Source organism: Pseudoalteromonas sp. CO342X, from assembly GCF_004208915.1.
Taxonomy (GTDB): Bacteria; Pseudomonadota; Gammaproteobacteria; order Enterobacterales; family Alteromonadaceae; genus Pseudoalteromonas; species Pseudoalteromonas maricaloris.
Genome location: NZ_SGPH01000039.1, coordinates 182,641 through 200,666, shown reverse-complemented (window position 1 = coordinate 200,666; position 18,026 = coordinate 182,641). Strand labels below are relative to the sequence as shown.

Annotated in this window: 11 protein-coding genes, 1 tRNA gene and 1 rRNA gene; 9 read left to right on the top strand and 4 right to left on the bottom strand. The window is 41.3% G+C overall.

Annotated elements, in window-relative coordinates; all coding sequences use genetic code 11:
- Window positions 1-67: ribosomal RNA gene (locus tag EXT47_RS18950) — 16S ribosomal RNA — on the bottom strand; the annotation flags it as partial.
- Between the two features lie 597 nt (window positions 68-664).
- Between EXT47_RS18950 and EXT47_RS18945 the strand changes: the two genes are divergently transcribed.
- The 4 genes from EXT47_RS18945 to EXT47_RS18930 all read left to right on the top strand — a co-directional run bounded on the left by EXT47_RS18945 (window position 665) and on the right by EXT47_RS18930 (window position 6,153).
- Window positions 665-2,083 (top strand): sodium:alanine symporter family protein, encoded by a 1,419-nt coding sequence (locus tag EXT47_RS18945; protein ID WP_130127309.1) that lies wholly within the window; start codon window positions 665-667, stop codon window positions 2,081-2,083.
- A 163-nt stretch (window positions 2,084-2,246) separates the two neighbouring features.
- A tRNA-Pro gene (locus EXT47_RS18940) sits at window positions 2,247-2,323 on the top strand.
- A gap of 609 nt (window positions 2,324-2,932) precedes the next feature.
- Window positions 2,933-4,654, top strand: coding sequence for a hypothetical protein (locus EXT47_RS23975; RefSeq protein ID WP_205991270.1), 1,722 nt, complete (start codon window positions 2,933-2,935; stop codon window positions 4,652-4,654).
- Between the two features lie 731 nt (window positions 4,655-5,385).
- Window positions 5,386-6,153: a DNA/RNA non-specific endonuclease gene (locus EXT47_RS18930; RefSeq protein WP_039491580.1), complete on the top strand. Its 768-nt coding sequence runs from the start codon at window positions 5,386-5,388 to the stop codon at window positions 6,151-6,153.
- A gap of 98 nt (window positions 6,154-6,251) precedes the next feature.
- Here EXT47_RS18930 and EXT47_RS18925 read toward each other — a convergent pair whose 3' ends face one another.
- Window positions 6,252-7,880, bottom strand: coding sequence for a cyanophycinase (locus EXT47_RS18925; RefSeq protein WP_039491582.1), 1,629 nt, complete (start codon window positions 7,878-7,880; stop codon window positions 6,252-6,254).
- A 489-nt stretch (window positions 7,881-8,369) separates the two neighbouring features.
- On the opposite strand from EXT47_RS18925, the gene EXT47_RS18920 reads away from it, so the two are divergent.
- Genes EXT47_RS18920 through iadA form a run of 3 tightly spaced genes read left to right on the top strand, consistent with a single transcriptional unit; the run spans window position 8,370 to window position 13,906 of the window.
- On the top strand, window positions 8,370-11,294 hold the full coding sequence (locus EXT47_RS18920; RefSeq protein ID WP_130127308.1) for a TonB-dependent receptor: 2,925 nt from the start codon (window positions 8,370-8,372) through the stop codon (window positions 11,292-11,294).
- A 37-nt stretch (window positions 11,295-11,331) separates the two neighbouring features.
- On the top strand, window positions 11,332-12,735 hold the full coding sequence (gene yfcC / locus EXT47_RS18915; RefSeq protein WP_039491586.1) for a putative basic amino acid antiporter YfcC: 1,404 nt from the start codon (window positions 11,332-11,334) through the stop codon (window positions 12,733-12,735).
- A 4-nt stretch (window positions 12,736-12,739) separates the two neighbouring features.
- Window positions 12,740-13,906, top strand: coding sequence for a beta-aspartyl-peptidase (gene iadA / locus EXT47_RS18910; RefSeq protein ID WP_039491588.1), 1,167 nt, complete (start codon window positions 12,740-12,742; stop codon window positions 13,904-13,906).
- 91 nt (window positions 13,907-13,997) lie between these two features.
- On the opposite strand, the gene EXT47_RS18905 is transcribed toward iadA, so the two are convergent.
- Window positions 13,998-14,699: a MauE/DoxX family redox-associated membrane protein gene (locus EXT47_RS18905; RefSeq protein ID WP_039491589.1), complete on the bottom strand. Its 702-nt coding sequence runs from the start codon at window positions 14,697-14,699 to the stop codon at window positions 13,998-14,000.
- A gap of 357 nt (window positions 14,700-15,056) precedes the next feature.
- On the opposite strand from EXT47_RS18905, the gene EXT47_RS18900 reads away from it, so the two are divergent.
- Window positions 15,057-16,601, top strand: coding sequence for a PAS domain-containing methyl-accepting chemotaxis protein (locus EXT47_RS18900; RefSeq protein WP_240701631.1), 1,545 nt, complete (start codon window positions 15,057-15,059; stop codon window positions 16,599-16,601).
- A 125-nt stretch (window positions 16,602-16,726) separates the two neighbouring features.
- On the opposite strand, the gene EXT47_RS18895 is transcribed toward EXT47_RS18900, so the two are convergent.
- Window positions 16,727-17,119: a hypothetical protein gene (locus EXT47_RS18895; protein ID WP_039491593.1), complete on the bottom strand. Its 393-nt coding sequence runs from the start codon at window positions 17,117-17,119 to the stop codon at window positions 16,727-16,729.
- Window positions 17,120-17,545: 426 nt separating this feature from the next.
- On the opposite strand from EXT47_RS18895, the gene EXT47_RS18890 reads away from it, so the two are divergent.
- Window positions 17,546-17,953 carry a hypothetical protein gene (locus EXT47_RS18890; RefSeq protein WP_010374784.1) on the top strand — a complete coding sequence of 136 codons (408 nt, stop codon included), beginning with the start codon at window positions 17,546-17,548 and terminating at the stop codon, window positions 17,951-17,953.
- The last annotated feature ends 73 nt before the right edge of the window (window positions 17,954-18,026 follow it).

Genomic DNA, 18,026 nt, shown 5'->3' with positions numbered 1-18,026 from the left:
GCTCGACTTGCATGTGTTAGGCCTGCCGCCAGCGTTCAATCTGAGCCATGATCAAACTCTTCAATTAAAAGTTTTTTCGAAACCTAAGTTTCGTGCTCAATGAATTCTGATTGTTTGTTTCTACTTTTCAAAAAAGTAAAATCAAAACGAATTGACTATATAGTCACTCAGTTACAATTGAGACTCTAAATTTGTTTGCGTCATCTAGCGAACTAGAATCTGCTGTTAGAACTCAATCTGTACGAGTGCCCACACAGATGATTGCTTCATATTTTTAAAGAACGTTTCGAAACATTTCGTTGTTTCGAGGGGTGTGCATTCTAAGCACTCCCAATTTTTTGTCAACACTTAATTTTGAATTTCTTGAGAAGAAGTTTTCTCTTAAGTTTTCAAAACTAAGTTTTACTTGACGCTAACTCGTTGCTGCTTTGCTTTTCAGCGTAGTGCCCCGTGTCAGTGGGGTCGCATTATAGGGCGATCCGATTTTAGTGCAACCCTTTTTTTCGGTTTTTTCTATTTATTTTTCAAATGCTTTTTAGCCCACCGAATCCTAACAACTTATCCACATTTTCTGTGGATAACCCACAGGAATTTCGGCTTTTGCTTTTCTTTGTGGTAGATTACCGCCCCATTATTTACTCGTTCTTAGAAAAAGGCTAAATACATGGCTGATATCTTAAACTCGATAAGTGGTCTTTTATGGGGCCATCTACTTATCTACCTCTTAATAGCTGCAGGTGTATTCTTCACAATTAGGCTTGGCTTTATTCAATTCACTCAATTTCCATATATGGTGAAGGTAATGATGCAAAGCCGCGAAGGTGCTGAAGATGGTATCTCCTCTTTTCAAGCATTCTGTACTTCACTCGCCGCACGGGTTGGTACCGGTAATATGGCAGGTGTTGGCGTTGCGCTCTATTTAGGCGGTCCTGGTGCTATATTATGGATGTGGCTCATTGCCTTGATTGGTATGGCGACTAGTTTTGCTGAAAGTTGCTTAGCGCAGCTATATAAGACGAAAGATGATGACGGAAACTTCCGTGGGGGCCCTGCTTATTATATGGAGCTAGGTTTAAAACGTAAGTGGATGGGGGTGTTGTTCTCACTTTGCCTTATCCTTGCATTTGGTTTCGTCTTTAATGCAGTACAAGCCAACTCCATTGCTGCAGCATTTAACGTTGCCTTTGATGTGCCTAAATACGTGATGGGTATTGCGTTAGTAGCAGCTTCTGGGATTATCATCTTCGGTGGTTTAAAAACTATTGCACGCTTTGCCGAACTCGTCGTGCCTTTTATGGCCGTTGCTTATCTTATACTTGCACTTTACGTCTGTGCTGTGAACTTTGCGCAGCTACCAGACATATTCATGTTAATAGTAAAAAGTGCAATGGGTATTGAGCAAGCGGGTGCTGGTGCTATTGGCTACGCGGTAATGCAAGCAATGCTTCAAGGGATCAAGCGCGGCTTATTCTCAAATGAAGCCGGTATGGGTAGCGCTGCAAACGCTGCTGCAAGTGCAACACCAAATCCAAATCATCCAGCATCACAAGGGTATGTACAAATGCTAGGTGTATTTGTAGATACCATAGTGATCTGTACCGCGACCGCGTCGCTTATTCTTTTATCTGGTCAGCTCGAGCCAAACTCAGGTTTAACTGGCATTGAATTAACGCAATCTGCATTGGTTCATCATGTAGGGGAATGGGGCGCAATTTTCGTTGCGGTAGCTATTCTATTTTTCGCTTTTACCTCCATTGTTGCCAACTATAGTTATGCAGAAACCAACCTACTGTTCTTAGATCACAATTCAAAGAAAGGCATGATGGTATTTAGAGCTTGTGTATTAGGTATGGTAATGTTTGGTGCGGTAAGCGAACTTGGACTGGTTTGGACACTCGCTGATATTTCAATGGGTTTAATGGCTGTAGTTAACGTGGTTGCACTCTTTATGCTTCGCAAAGTCGTGCTATGGCTTGCCAACGATTATAAAAAGCAGCTTAAAGCTGGCGTAACCCCAGAGTTTGATCCTAGTACCAACCCTGAAGTAGAAAAAACACTACCAAAAGGCATTTGGACTAAATAGACCAATACAGCGCACTAGTGCTTATATTTAGTGCGCTTTCTTCTCATAAAACTCAGATTTAATGACGAAGAACACAAAAACACGCCCTTGAGTTCATTTAATGTCCAAACAAACCAACCACTTATTGCCTTTCAAAAAAAAATCCGTATAGTAAAGCACAAGTCGGCATATAGCGCAGCTTGGTAGCGCACTGTCATGGGGTGTCAGGGGTCGCAGGTTCAAATCCTGCTATGCCGACCAGTTTTTCCTTACCCTGTTCAATAAGTTAACTCTATCTACTATCATTCTTATCGCACATTAGTTTCATCGCACACTTGCTGCACCATATTTCAATAAAATTATTTTGCCCTTTCAGCGCCTTTTAGGGGAGGATTTATAGGACGACTCCTAATAGCACCTCTAATGAGTATATTGCTCTTAGATCTTAATTAGATGAAATTGCAGCTTGAACGACTAGAAGGAATCTTTTTGTGAGAAGCGCCCCGAAACTAAACTCCACTATATTTAAAAGAAGCTGAACAATACGTTAGCTTTTACTTTATGAACTATTACGACTGGAGAAGGCCACATAGTCATAACGATATGCAAGCTCCAGCAGTAGCAGAAGAAAAACTTAGTTCACTGTCCGGGATTAGTTGACCACTACAAGTTACAGGAAATGGACATTGGATCTAACTTAATTTTGAAGAGGAATAAGTTAGTACACAGAATAATTGCAATTGCAGAAAAAAGGATGCTGACTAGTCCTATTCTCAAAACCTTTAAACCTTTTTTATATTTTTTGCGTCTAAAGCCTCAACTCCTACATTGTTAACATAAAACTCAGTAAATAAAGTGTTAAGGATAATAATGAAACGTTTACTTGCACATTTAGTATCTATCATCATTCTATCGATTTCCCTTTCAGCTACTGCCTATGAGGTTTTACAGTGTGTTTCAGATAAATACATTTTTCCTAAAACACAAAAGAGTGGCTTATCAAACCCTGCCGAAAGAGGGAAGTATAAATTTGACATGATTACCTACGGGGAAAAGCCATTTTTATTCTCTATTGATGAGCCCGACATAATTACTCCTACCATCACGCTACCAAGCTTTCTTGCTGAATATTCCAAAAATCAGGGCTATAAATATGACGCATACCATACATTTGAAAGCGCAAATTTAGCGCTAGATGGTAAAGTTTGGTTTCCTGATACTTCAGAGAAGAAGCCTGTTATTCTTTTAGTTCATGGCAATTCAGACCCAGGTTTTGATTATTTAGGTGAGTTGTTTTCTAGTCGCGGTTACGTCGTTGCTCAGGTAGATCAAACTTATTTAAATGGCTTAATGGGAGAAAGCGGCGCTCGTGGCTGGGTATTGTTGGAACACCTGAAGCTACTGCGTTCTTGGAATCGAAAACAGGATAGCATTTTTTATAACAAACTTGATTTGGAAAACATTGCATTAATTGGTATGTCTAGAGGAGGGGAAGCCGTCTCCTTAGCCTCTACATTCAATAATTTAAAAACCTTACCAAATAGCGATAAGCTTACAGAGTTTGGTTTCGGTATTAAATCGGTAGTCGCGTTAGCACCAATGGATGGTCAATATCAACATGCTAATGGCAAAAACATTCTAAGAAACACTAATTACTTAGTACTGCAAGGAGGGCACGATGCTGACGTTTATCAGTTTCTTGGTAGTCAGCAATGGCAAAGAACGTTATTTGATGACAGTAATGACTATGTAAAGTATTCAATTTACGTATATAAAGCTAACCACATAAATTTTAATCAAGATATGTCTAATGATACTCATTGGGGAGGAAGCAAAAGATTTTATAAAAAGCTATTGTCGCCTAAACAGCAAGAGCAGTTGACCAAAGTCTTTGTATCTGCCTTTATTGATCTCACTTTGTTAGGGAAGAAAGAATATGAAAATATACTAAGACGACCTCCAATCTCAGAGTTTGATCTTCCCAAGGACATCTATGTCTCTCGATATATAACTTCAGCTTTTCAAGTTATTGAGAACTTTGACATTCTCAATACAGATCGTAAAAGGTATAAGGTTTTGGTTGATGGCCAGAAGCAATTGGGCATGCCTTCAATTGTAAAGGAGCAATTAAGAGGTGGCGTAGATACACCAAACAATGTATTAGCTCTGAAACTCAAGAAACAAGTTGAAACTTCTTTTCAAGTTAAATTAGCGTCAATCGATGGCTTGACGATGAAAGATAAGTTTTTAACTTTTGCAATAGCAGTGTTGGACTATGAAAAGAACAGAGAATGTAGCCCATATAATCTGTTGTCTGACATAAAAATAGAAATTCTCAATAAGTATGGCGTCGTAATTAATCAGAATTTTACTTCCCCAGGAAGCATTTCCCCGCTGTTAACTTCAGACTATTCAGAGCTGGAGAACAAAGATGTAAGTTATCCACCTACAGAGCCATTACTTCAGACCGTTGTTTTTCCTATCGAACTTATAGCAGAGAGTAGTAATACTGATGAGATAATATTAAATATTAGTTTTACGCCAAGCCAAAACATGTCAATCATCTTAGATGATATTAGCATTGCTCGCTAGACCAGGCGACCTTTTAAAAGCATACCGCAAAACGCTTTGCGTGAGAGTAGACACGATCATGGCACATTGACGCATGCGGGTGTAACTTTCCCATAAAGTTAAATAGTTTATAAGGAGAATTTCTACGATCAGCACAACAATGGTTACCTCTACTATTATGCAAGAACTGCAATACTGAGAATTTATAATGTGGTGGCCAAAAAGCATTGACCACTACACAACTTTCTCCAAAGCAGTAATAAAGCTTTATGGATTTGAGAACTTTGAAATCAAAAGTTTAATCCTGCAGAAATCAGCATCTAACTATTTGAAGACGCAAAACCTGAACGCTTCTTCCAACTCAACCGATTTCTGTATCGACAAAAGCGTTACTACCTTATCTAGCCTGGGTGAAAAATTCCTGATCAAGCAAGAATTGTAAAACCATACAGAGTGCCCAAATATAAGCTGAGTAATTTGCCGACAAGGGTTCAAGGCGAGATTGCTAATAGTGGACAACAATTGAAATTATAACTCTGCTCCTAGCCTCTATTTTCCAGTTAATTAGTAAAATGAAAATGAGGGATTCTTAACATACTTTATAGCTATAACGCCTTATAAGTCAGCTCTTTCACTGTAGTTTTCAACTAACAGCAGCAATCAAAAAACACAATATATTTACATTAAAGTAATAATACTGACAAATAACCAACCTAGTATTGCGTGACTTTCAATTAAGCACGGAGATTAAAATGAAATTCGCAATACTCATGCTTGCTGTCAGTGCGACTGCAAATGCAAACACCAACATATGTAGCAACTACGGTTGCCCAACTGGCACACCATCAAGTAATGATATCGTTGAGCGACCTATATATGTGCTTAGCAATAATCGCACAACAAAGTTTGCGGACTGGGTAGCATACAAAGTCACATCAAGCACAATTGATGGCCCAAGCCGTTCAAGGACTTGGAAATCTGACCCTAAAATTGCAAGTAGATACACGCTAGAGCCAAGTGACTACAGCGATGCATGGGCAACTATTCATACAGATAGAGGTCATCAAGTGCCTTTGGCATCGTTTTCCAATACATCCAATTGGAGCGATACTAACTATCTCTCGAACATTACCCCGCAATCATCAAACCTTAATCAAGGTCCATGGGTTAAATTAGAAAATGCAGTGAGAAGTTTAGTGCGAACAGGCGAAAATGCCTATGTGTTCACGGGTCCCTTGTATGAATATTACTTTGCTACCTTGCCTGGTGCTGATGAATCTCACACTATTCCGTCAGGCTACTTTAAGGTCGTTGTCACAATAGCAGGCTCAAATGTGAAGGCTTCTGCTTTTATCATGGAGCAAACTTCTGGTAGATATCTTGATTACTGCAAAACAGAAGTAACCATTGACGAAGTAGAGCAAAGAGCAGGCCTGAATATCCTACCTAGCCTGCCAAGCTATAAAGCCACCGACATTGAGGGTCGAGTCGGCGGTCTTAGCTCACAACTAGGTTGCTAATTATGGCGGCTCCCAGTTGGTAGCCGTTTATTCACTTTGTAATTTGCTTCAAGGCATTTGCTCGATGAATACCCGCCTTATTTAAGGTTTAGGTTACATTACTTTTCATGCCATTTTACGGTTATGTTTTTGACTCGGAATTTCCCGTTGGCCAGCCTGTCACAGCGGCTCTGCTTGGTTCGTTCAATATGAATGTTTGGCAGGTCTACCTGTGAGGCTTCCACTTCACTAAGTTGCTCTAAACACATAAGTTGGGTCACTTCACGGAGCGCATTATCTTCGACTAGATTTTCAACTAGACGTTTGCCTTTTTCCCTGTTCACCACATTACTGTCTCTTTTATTTTTTGAATGTAGCTTGGGCATTGAAAACGTACTGCCTGCTGGATAAAACGAATAGTAGAAATGCTGTGGCTTATGAGTTTCAATCACGACTACGCCCTGCTTACCAAGTACCGAGAACTCCTCTTCAGTACTTTCAAATTTTAGTGCTGTGGTTTCATCCACACCAAAACCAAATTTTTGGCCGCTTTTTAGTGCTAACACCGCAAGCCTAAAACTTCTGCCTCTTTCACTAAAATGCGTATCTAAAACGCCAAAGGAAAAGACTCCTAAGCCACCTGTAGCATCATAAGTTAATGCATCGGCATTTAGCTTGCCACATCCACCATGCTTTTCGCAGTGTTGTACTGGAGCAGAAGCATTTATTGCGCCATTTAACATAGCTTCGATACTGCTACCATTTGTGATCATGGGAACATTACCGAAGGCATTTTTTCCGCCAGCCTGCACCGCTGTTCCGGCACTTGTACCGATAATTATCGGTATCTCCTTTAGAACTTCAGTCCAAGGATAAGGCGTTTGCTTATCGGTAGCATACATTACTAGCTTAGTGAGTGATTGATCACCGCCGTTAAACATGATCGCATCCGCATTTACCAACTGCTGTTTCACCTTCTCAATCCCTTGCTGGCAAAGATTATATTCGGTTAATGTTCTATCAGGATAAATGACTTCACGATTATAAACCCCATTGAGCTGGTTACGATAGCTATCTAGGTTTTCACAGTCATCGCGACTAAGTGCTGCGGCTAATGCTGGAGTAAGGGGGAACCATTGAGCATTAACATCGTAGCTTTGAAATAGTCCTTCATAGAAATCAGCAGACTCATAAGGATCACGAGAAGATGCAGTGACAAGCAGCAATCTTTTGGTTTTTGTCTTGCCAATGCGCTTAGCAATATCTTCTATGATTTCGGTGCTCGCTGGCTCATTATTTCCGTTAGTATTAACTATTTCAGGTATGCGGTTATGCTGATACAACAAGGGCAGTTCAAGCATATCGAAGAAGAAGTTATATTCTTTATCACTCCAACTGCGATATAAGCCTTCATCAAATTGTTTCGCATGCTGCGCAAGCTGTAGTTTAGATAAGACTTTGTTCGATGGTAATTTCTTAAGCAGTTTAAGGGTGCGCCTAAGGTGCGCGCGATTGTTAGTTGGCCAACCTTTAGTGAATTTATTTATTGCCATTTCATCAACAGAAAACAGCAAATGTGTTTTCACAGCCGTTGAAAATTCGACATTTTCTGCACAATTTTTTGTAGTCATACTAGAGCAGGTTTTGAGTGCTCCGCCAATCAAATAAAGTGTTTGTGCAGAAGAGGTTAAGCTGAAGAAAAGCGTACCCACAGTTAACACTGTGGTTATATAAAACACAACATTCATGATAAATTCCAAACAAATTTGTTAAAAACGACTTGTCAGCACAAAAACGCTTGTGCTATAAATTTTAATGAACATTGCGAAGCGCAAGCTAGCACACGCTGGTTTGCATTGTCAAAAAACACGAGATGAAAATATGTTGAAGAATGCGTTCAAATTTGTTTGCTACTTCTACTCACCTCACTACCTTTCTGAGTGGTTCGACGAGTAGACACACGGTGTAAAGCCGTGGCGTTGTCTATTAATTGCAACCCCACTTCTTGATTTCTATAAAAATTAAACGGCTGGCTTAAGGCGTACTATCGCGATTATTTTTCGTAGTGGCGTGGTTTTCATCTGTCCAATTGAAACTGACCTATTGTTTTTAACGCTTTTTAAGCACAGACGATTGCGAAGTTTCAATGCGGTAGAGCAATAAACACAACAAATAAATTCTACAGCAACGCCATTCGCCTTTACCAAGCCGCTCATCAACAGAAAGTAGGTGAAGTAATGTACAACAAACTATTCGTAGCAATTTCAGCAGCCTTGGCTGCTTCAAGTTTTAATACTCATGCAGAAGAACGAACAGATCAAAACGTAAAAGCCGTTGAAAGAATTGAGGTCACAGGCTCTCGCATAAAAGGCGTTGATTTAGAAGGTACACAGCCCATTACTATCTTGAGCTCAGAAGACATAGACCGCTCAGGTGCTTCCTCAATTTTCGAGCTACTTCAAGACCTTCCTCAATTAAAAGGTGGCTCTGGCACATTCTCAACAAGCGAAAGTGGCAGTACGTCAACCTCAACACCCGCGGGGCAAGCAGCAGCCAGTTTACGAGGCATGGGTCCTTCAGCGACGTTAACCTTGATCAATGGTCGTCGAGTCGCGCCAAGCTCTTTTGCGGCGGGCACACAAAACTTTGTTGATGTAAACGCCATCCCCTTAGCGGCAATCGAACGAGTTGAGATCCTAGCGACTGGGGCATCCGCAATCTATGGAGCCGACGCCGTTGCGGGTGTGATTAACTATATTCTTAAAGACAATTACGATGGTGCAGAACTTGAGGTTAGCTATGGTAACAGTCTTGAAAGCTCTGATGAGGGCAAAACACAAGTCAATCTAATTTGGGGAACTGAAGTTGGTAATGACAGCCTTATGTTGTTTGCAGATTTTTACGACCGAAACCAATTTAACGCAACAGATAGAGACTTCTTAGCAACACCCAACTTAGTTAACGGATATTCTTATCTTCCTAAACTAAACAATACGCCTAATATTTATTATTACAGCAGTCGCGACGGTAATGAGCTTCCAGCACCTGGCTGTATGAGCCAGCTGGTCACCACTGAGTATGGGGAGCAGATCTGTGCTTACTATGGTAATCAAGATGATGTCCTAAGCACTCCATTTGAGAGTGTGTCTGGTGGTGCGATGTTCAATCAGCAGGTTGGCGAGTTAACTTGGAAAACTGAATTTTTTATCAGTAAAACAAAATCAACCGCTTATTCAACCCCAGCCGCAATCAATCAGATTGATGACAGTGAAGGTCCATGGGTGAGAGAGGATGCCCTCTTCATTTATAGCGACGCAAGCGGTAACAACTCGCTACTTGATTCACTTTACATCGACCCATTCGACACACAACTTGGACAGGAGCAATGGGGATTTCAGTTTGATGCTCGCTTTACTTCACCACGCACCATTGAAGTCGAAAGCCAAAATATGCGATTGGTTTCGAGCCTAGAAGGGCAGCTAGGCGAATGGGATTGGGTATCTGGGATTATGTTCTCTGAATCTAAATCAGATCAGGTGGCCACCGATGGGGTATACAATCGTTATAAGTTTCATGCCGCTTTGGCTGGGGAGCTATGTGGTGATGGGAACATTGCCAGCATTAACGACGGCCAGTTAAGCTGTGCTAATAGTAACCTGCTCGGCTTTTATAACCCATTTTTAGTAGCCAATGCCACTAACGATGCAACACTTGCACTTACCAAAGCACGCCCAACCCGAGAAGGTACAAGCCGTATTTACAGCTGGGATTTTACTGTATCGGGCGAGCTTTTTTCTTGGCAAGATATCGCGGTACAATCCTCATTTGGTGTCGAAGCACGAAAAGAAGAGCTGTCGGACACCCCTTCAAATGATGCGGTTGCAGATGCTGCCAACGATTACTTAGTTGATGTATTTGGTTATGGCTCTAGCATCGCGGACGCAAAAAGAACGCAGCTAGGTGCATTTGTAGAGCTATACATTCCAGTAACAGAAACAGTAGAAATGCAGGTGGCCGGACGATATGACCACTTTGACGACTTTGGCTCAACTTTTAATCCAAAAATCGGCATAAGCTATCGCCCTACTGATACCCTACTGTTACGAGCCGGTTGGTCTACTTCTTTTAGAGCACCGTCTTTAACGCAGGCGGGGGTAAAGCTGAGAACAACGACTTCAACCTTTGATTGCGGCGCGAATCAAGCTGTCGCCGATCTGTATTGTGAGGGTGATGGCACGCAAGTTACGGTTAACTCCTTAGAGCTTGGTAACAGCCAACTTAATGCCGAAGAGTCTGAATCTATTTCTCTAGGTTTAGCCTGGAGCCCAACTCGAGATACCACTATCGCGATTGATTACTGGCAATTTGAATATACCGACGTTATTGATACAAATATGACCGCTGTACTCAGTCGTGCAATTACAGATCCGTCGTTGCGTCATTGTGGCCTTGTACCTGATGGTCAGATGGGTATTTCGTATGATGAAGATGTGTGTAGCGTAACCGATACACAAGGTTTGAGCATAGATCAAAGCGGCGCTGATTTAAGCGAAATTTTGGCGGCTTACATCGATGAATTTGACCCTCGCGCTCAAAGCCTACAACTATATCGCGATCATGTTATTCAATTAGAGAACACAGGTAGCCAAGATATTGCTGGGTTGGACATTAAATTTAATCATAGATTTAGATTTGATAACGCTGACTTAACCGTGAAACTGGATGCAACTCATTACCTCGAATACGAACGCAATAAACCGGGTTCTGATCTGAGTGAAGAACTTGTTGGTACCTTTAGATACCCTGAAAATATAGGCAGAGTTTCAGTGACTTATAACGCTGATAATTTTTATGTCTCGCTGGGTGCAAACTATACTGACAGTTATGAGGACGACATCGAAGGACTACGTGGTCGAGAAATCGACGAGTTAGCTGAACTTGGGCAACTCGATAGCGAAGGGAAACGAGATGTTGATAGCTGGACAGTGGTTGATGTTAGTGCGGGTTATGAGTTCTCAGAGCACCTAAAAGTGAGGCTCAGTATTGATAATCTTTTCGATAAAAAGCCGCCAGTGGTTTATGGCTCATCGCGAGGCTTCGATTCAATCCATCACAACGCGTTAGGCACCAACTATACTCTCGGATTAACTTACCAGTTCTAATGGAGAAATGGGGGATAACCCCATTTTCGTTCTTTATATGCGAAAAACTATAAAAATGCCTGACGCATTCGTTATTTTGCTGGTGATTGCAGGGCTGTGCTATGCGGTGTCACACTTTGTTTTGCCCGGCTCGTTCGAGCTAGCAGGAACTAATGATACCGTTGCACTTTCACAGTTTTCACAAGCACAAACACCCGCACCTTTACCTTTATTTGCTACTCAAGGTGAAGCAGGATTGTTCAACGTGCTATTTGAGGGGCTCGTGAGTGGCGACAGAAATGGAGCCGCTATTGGGGTTATTGCTTTTATCCTAATAACAGGTGGTGCATTTGGCGTGTTAATGCAGACCAAAGCAATAGACAATGGCATTATGGCACTGATCAATTCTACACAAAGGATTGATTGGCTATTTATCCCTAGTCTGTTCATCACCTTTGCTTTGGGTGGTGCCATATTCGGCATGGGTGAAGAGGCTATCGCATTTTGTATTGTGCTTTACCCTATCATGATGAGGCTTGGCTATAACGCCCAAGTTACCGTGCTTGTGACTTATGTTGCAACACAAATCGGGTTTGCTACTTCCCCCATGAACCCTTTTAGCATTGCCATTGCACAAAGTATCGCTCAGTTACCAGTATTCTCAGGCGCAGAGTTTAGGGTTGCTCTCACCGCCCTATTCACATTCGTCGGACTGGTTTTTACGGTGCGCTACACTGCGAACGTACGTAAAAAGCGTGAGGATATCATTGCAAGTACTTCGCCCACGGAGCTACAACTTGTTGATAAGGCGTTATTGCTTGCATTTTTCATGGTAATTATTTGGGTCATTTACGGTGTGACTGCAAAAGGCTACTACATCCCTGAACTTGCCACTCAGTTTTTTGTGTTGGGGCTGGTCATCGCCCTAATAGCTAAATTGGGAGGACGCCAGTCTATTAGCCAATCCGTGGCAGCATTTAAAACAGGAAGCGCAGATCTGCTGCCAGCAGCTTTGCTAGTTGGTCTCGCCAAGGGGCTTGTACTATTACTAGGCGGGAGCGATCTCCAAACACCTTCAATCTTAAATACTGTACTTTATTATGCGGCTACCTTAATAACCCAAGTCCCTGATGCATTGGCAGCTTGGTTTATGTATGTATTCCAATCTTTATTCAACTTCTTTGTTTCTTCGGGCTCCGGACAAGCAGCTATTACTATGCCCATTATGGCACCTCTTTCAGACTTAATTGGTGTTTCTCGGCAAACTTCTGTACTGGCTTTTCAGCTAGGAGATGGACTGAGCAACATCATAATCCCAACCTCAGCAAGCTTAATTGGCTGCTTAGGGGTTGTTAAACTTTCTTGGAACGATTGGGTGCAGTTTATTTGGCGCTTTATGTTACTTCTTTTCACATTAGCAAGTGTGGTCACCATATTTGCTCACTTAACAAATTACCAATAAATTTATGCTAACACTTATTAAAAATGTTGAGCTTTTTACGCCTAAAAAGCTCGGAAAGCGTGATGTCCTTTTTGCTGGGAAAACAATCCTCGCAATCGAGGAGGATATCGAAATAAACAGCAACTTGGAGTTCGCTATCGTTGACGGACAGGGATTTATATTAGCCCCCGGATTTGTCGACTCTTTAGTACATTTTAGTGGCGGTGGTGGCGAAGCGGGTTTTGCGAGCCGTACCCCGCAAATGAACCTCACTGATGCAACGCTATATGGGATCACCACTGTCATTGGTGCACTTGGCACCGACGATGTCAGCCGAACACATACCGATCTAGTTGCTAAAGCGAAAGGGTTAAAACAAGAGGGGTTGAACGCCTTTTGCCATACAGGCTCTTACCACTTGCCAATAAAAACGCTTGGTCACAGTATCCGTCACGACATTATGTATATCGACGAAATCATCGGTGTTGGGGAAGTTGCAATCGCCGATCATCGAGGTACGCAGCCTTCGGTAAAAGAGCTTACAACCATTGCAGCAGAAGCGAGAACTGCAGGCCTATTGAGTGGCAAACGTGGTACTGTTTCCATTCACGTTGGAACAGGTGTTGAACACTTACAGCTTCTCCATGAAGTAGCACTGTCTAGTGAAATACCGCTCAGTCAATTTTACCCAACTCATATGAATCGAAATGCCGAATTGCTAACTGCGGGGATTGCATTTTGCAAAGCTGGCGGAACCATCGACTTTACCACTAGTACCACCGAGTACGACTTAGCCAATGGTGAGCTAGCAGCAGCCGAGGCGTTGGCATATTGCTTAGACAAAGGCGTGAACTCGCAACAGCTGACCATGAGCTCCGACGGACATGCAAGCTTACCAATTTATAATGAACAAAATCATTTAGTTGGATTTGAAGTGGGTTCAGAGTCTTCGCTGCTTGGGGCGTTCCAGCAAGCGGTGCAGCAATTTAATGTGCCACTTGACTTAGCTCTGCAATCTATTACGTCCAATCCAGCGAGGATTTTAGGGTTAAATAAAGGTGAGATCTCTGTCGGTCGTGACGCCGATCTTGTTTTGCTCGACGCAAACACGCTAACGCCACATAGCGTTTGGTGTAACGGTCAAAAAATGGTTGAAAGTCATAAGCCACTAGTCAGCGGTTTCTTCTCTTAAAGTTTGGCAGGTAGCACTATGCTGCCTGCTAATTTACGGAAGTTTTAAAAGTAATCAACCAGCTCGTACCTTACCCGAGCCTCAGGACAAATCAAAAATAGCTATACAACATAAGTGCCCCAGCACCAAACATAACTACATTTTCAGTTAGTGATATAAAGCCTAAGGGCACATCAGTGTCACCACCAACGCATGCACACTGAAGCGCTCTTTTATCAATGTATACGGCCTTAAACACCGAGATTGCGCCTATAAACCCTATGAATATTGCCACTGGTGCATAATAAATGGCAGGCAAAGTTGTTAGCATACAAACGCCGCCATATAACTCCAAGTAAGGGTAAGCATACGCGTATTTTAGATGATGCATCGCTAACAAGTCGTAAGTGATAAAAGAGTTTGTAAAGCTATGAACATCGCGTATCTTTTGTACCGCGAGTAACAGCATGGTAAACCCAATAAAGGGCATTACCCATTCTACAAGATTATCGGCAGGAAATTGTGTCGCGAATGTGACCAGCAGCGCGACTAAAAATATTGAAAGTACTGGCCAGTATACGTTTTTCTTTTCCTTATGTAACGGCTTGCCTAGATATCGGCGTAGCGCTTCATAACCACCAATATGTTGATCGTTAATAAATATTTGTGGTGTAGTGTCAACGTTATGAGTGGCTTTAAATTCATCCGTCTGTGCCCTTGACTTGAGCACTCTGTCATCTACATAAAAACCCTCTCGTGAAAGCAAATCCTTTGCCCTGAGACCAAAAGGGCAAATGTGCGATGATGTATGCATTCGGTAAAGTGTTGCATTTTTCAATGGTGGCCCTCCCTATTCTATTACAAACATAAGTAGAAATTACTGGCGAGTAAATCAGCTAAGAAAAATCTACCGACATTAGCGCAATTTCAGCTTAATGATTGTAACTAAAGCGAATTTCATACCACCTTTCATTACACTCAATAACATGAAAGCGGGTTGAATTTATTGATGTATCACAATCAAATTAATCTCGGTTGAGGTAGCCATAGATAAACCTGATCTTGGTCAGCAAACCTTTTATTAAACCACGGTTCGGTTAAAAAAACCTTCTGACTATAAAGTCTTAGATTTATATTTCGCCTTGTCTTTAGCTACCGAGATAAAAAACAAATGTCAAAAATAATGGGTAGGGAAATAAAGTTAGGCAAGCACAGTGTATTGCTTTCAACAACGGATTTGGACAGTCGAATTACATACGCAAATCAGTCATTTTGTGACATCGCGGGTTTTAGCATTGAAGAAATGCTTGGTCAGCCGCACAACTTAGTTCGTAATCAGGATATGCCAAAAGCGGCATTTAGAAATATGTGGTCTACCATTCAAAACGGTCAATCTTGGATGGGACCGGTTAAAAACTTAACAAAAAATGGGGATTACTATTGGGTAAACGCATTCGTCACACCAATTAAAGACGAGAGAGGCAACATAGTTGAATACCAATCTGTAAGAACTTGCCCTTCTCCCGAAATAATTAAACGCGCAGAAAGTGCTTATCGCACACTTGATAGCCAACAAAAAACGAGTCGCTATGACAGCACTCGCCTCTCATTTATATTATTGTTTTTCGTCGCGATAACTTTGCCTCTAGCGTCACTATTAAACAACCATTGGTTTACCCTGCTACCATTGGCTCTGTTATACATCACGATTGCGTTAACCGCACGTTTTCGTTCTAAATATAAAGCTTTGCTCACACAAGCTAAAACGATTTTTGATAATGATTTAATGTCTGTGATATACGGTCAATCTCGAGACAGAGTTGCCGATATTACACTGGCATTCGAAATGCAAAAGGCGAAAATTTCTGCGGTAGTAGGTCGAGTGAACGATGTATCTGTTCGAGTAAGTGAAAATGCAAAACTTACCACACAAAGCGGTCAATTTGTTGCCGAGTTATTAAAGCAGCAAACAAGCGAGGCAAAAGAAATGGTTGTTTGCATGGACGAGTTTTCGCAAACGATTGATGAACTTTCAGAAAACGTAAACCATGCTGCAGATGCAGCCAATAATTCAGAGCACCAGGCTGGGCTTGGTAAAGCCGCAGTAAAGGATGTTATCGATTCTATTCACTATCTTGATGAGCATTTAATGGAAGTGAACAATGCCGTAAATCGCTTAGTCTCAGGAAATGATCGCATTCAAAATATTCTTAGTGTTATCAACTCTATTGCCGATCAAACCAACTTGCTTGCGCTAAATGCCGCAATTGAAGCCGCCCGAGCGGGCGATCATGGCCGAGGATTCTCAGTTGTTGCAGACGAGGTTCGCACACTTGCACAGCGCACACAAACTTCCACAGAAGAAATAACGCAATTACTTAAAGAGCTAAATGATATTTCCAGCTCCGCTGTTGAGTCAGTGCAAAAAAGTAATAGTCTATCAAATCAAAGTGTTGACCTTGCAAAAAATAACGGTTCAAGCCTTGATACCATTCAAAGCCATGTCATGCATTTAGCCGATTTAAATCGCAGTGTTGCCGCCGCCATTGAACAACAAAGTTGTGTGGTAAAACAAATAAGCATAAACGTTGACAGCGTGACTACGCTCGCAGAGAGAGGCACAGAACACGGCGAGAAATCTTTTACTTTAAGTCAAGAGTTACTAAGTCAAATTGAGCAGCAAACACGCCTAATTCAACAGTTTTCTCAAACATGAGAAAACCAAATAGACCACAACTTATTATTTGCGTAATTCAGAGCCAAATAGACGCTTAGATATCAGTGGACCTCAGTATTTAATTGGATACCTTGGGTCCACTGACCTTGCAGCTAAATACAGTACTATAGTTCGGCCTCAAGAATGGCGAGTGCGTCCTTTTCTGCCTGTTTCACATTGCCATCGGCTTCAATAACACGCACGGCTAAGTCTTTCGCAAGTTGACGCATCGGCTCATCGATAATGTTATTCATGCGGTGTTGCACATAAGCTTCAATGTCATTATTTTTTATCGCTACAACAGATTTTGAAAGGCTATCTTCGATGTAATCGTCTAATGCGATTGCAGAGTTCCACTGCAGACTTTTTGCCCACTTTCTCACAACATGTTTTTCACTTTCACTGATAACGCCATCAACACCAATAAATAATAATGCGATATCAATTAGGGCTTCTTTTTGCATCTGATCGACACAAATACCTGTGTCAAAGTGATTGAGTAGCTGTTCAAATTTCATAATTCTTCCTTAACCCTTTTCTGCAAGACAAGATCACAGATATTTCAAGACGGAACAAAAAACGCTAAGATTTAAACATATGCTAACTTTTTCCATTTGTCATATTAAAAAAGTGCAAGTTCAATTACATCACATTCCGTAGGCCGTAAAAAAGTCGAAAAAATAAGAAGGCTCCACTTATTACATTTCATTTTTCACAATTAAAAAGTTCCCAAACACTGCCAACATTATCACCTCTATCGCTAAAAAGCGTCATGCCTGCAAAGCAACACCTCTAATACATACTACTAAAGAAGCAGCCTTTAGAGAAAACATCAATTATAAAGTTTGATTTAGTAAGAAAAGATCATTACCTCCACAATTGATTCATTTTGTTGAAATAATTTGCACACTCTCAGAATCAATCAAAGAAAAATAGGAACAACAATGAAAGAGTTAAAACTAGGAATGAACTTATCATTTTTCATTTCCCTTTCTATTATAGCGTTTACCTTACTTGTTCTAGATGCCTTAATCGTGTCAGAAAGAATCAGCATGGTTTCTTTTGTCCAATTAACGCTATCTGCTGCAATCATGTTTTATATTGTTACAGGGCTATGGGCAATATTCAGTGGTCAAAGTAGAGTAATCATCTGCAATCAAGGCGTGGTTTATCACAGCCTGTTAGGCCAAAAGCACTATATTCCAGCAGAAGAAGTGGAAAAAATCTCTGTGGAACGATTACTTTGGTTTAGTTATACCAAGCTTTATCTAACAAGCGGTGTACTAAGAATTTGGTCTTTCAAGCCCAACCTTGCGCAACAACAAAGCCTTAAACTACTGGGATATATTTAATGCCAAGTTTATTGGTGTGTAGCAGACCTTATAAAGTTGCTTTCAAAACGAGGCATTGAGTAAGATAAGCTAA